The organism is Serratia sp. N21D137, assembly GCF_047530005.1.
GTDB classification, from domain to species: Bacteria; Pseudomonadota; Gammaproteobacteria; order Enterobacterales; family Enterobacteriaceae; genus Chania; species Chania fonticola_B.
The window spans coordinates 1-777 of sequence record NZ_JBLJAJ010000115.1 but is presented as its reverse complement, the minus strand read 5'-3'; the positions used below and the strand labels follow the sequence as shown (position 1 = coordinate 777).

The following is a 777-nucleotide window of genomic DNA, read 5'->3' as shown; positions in this document are numbered from 1 at the left end:
GCCAGGAAGGGAGAAATCGTCAGTCCTGTTGGGCAACCGGAGTATCCCAGCCATCTTCATCGATCAGCTGCCAGCTGACTTTCCCGCTCGCGGTGGCGGGCAGGGTGTAAGACTGCTTGCCGAAAGGGGGCACCATCAGGCGCAGAGCCGGTTTGTCCAACGCCATATTCCCCACCGACAGGCGGGAGAAGGTGAGCCAGTAGGGGGTCGGGTTGGTGGCTGTCAATTGGTCGCCTGCCCGGCTGAAGGTCAGCTTCGGGGCCATGTCTGCCACAGCGCGTTTCACTAATCCCGCCGGGCGGTAAAACAGTTTGATATTGCTCACGACCGTCATCACCATCTGCTCACCGTCGGGTTGCTGAGTGGGCAGCGCCTTCATCGAGATAAAAAACACCGATTCACGGTCGTTAGGCAGCGGCATATCGTTGCGCCGGATTCGCAGCGCCAGTTCACCGTTCGCTTCCAGGCGAGCCAGCGGCGGCGTGACAATAAACGGCATCACTGGGGTGCCATGCCAGCTCAGATCGACGTCCCCGGTGGCTGAATCGACCGGGCGGATCCATGACTGCATCAGGTACGGTGCCGGGCTTTTGTTGTAGGCGGTCAGCGTTACGCCCTGCTTTTCGCCCTCCAGGTAAATCACCCGCAGCACGTAAAAAGAAATCCCCGGCGAGGCGTTGTCCTGAGCCTGTGCCAGGCCCATTTTGTTGACCAACAGGCATAGGCCCATCAGAAGATAAATCGGGTATTTCATGGTGTGGTCTCCGTGGAGGCTGA

The 777-nt window shown here is 59.3% G+C and carries 1 protein-coding gene; it reads right to left on the bottom strand.

The genetic code is table 11. The features are described from left to right. Positions 1–19: 19 nt before the first annotated feature. The gene (locus tag ACMV5H_RS25570; RefSeq protein ID WP_414822810.1) at positions 20–754 is read right to left on the bottom strand and encodes a molecular chaperone; all 735 of its coding nucleotides are present in this window, start codon (positions 752–754) and stop codon (positions 20–22) included. Between the last annotated feature and the right edge of the window lie 23 nt (positions 755–777).

Coding starts and splice junctions, on each gene's coding strand:
- ACMV5H_RS25570 (WP_414822810.1), bottom strand. CDS start 754: ATGAAATACCCGATTTATCTTCTGATGGGCCTATGCCTGTTGGTCAAC.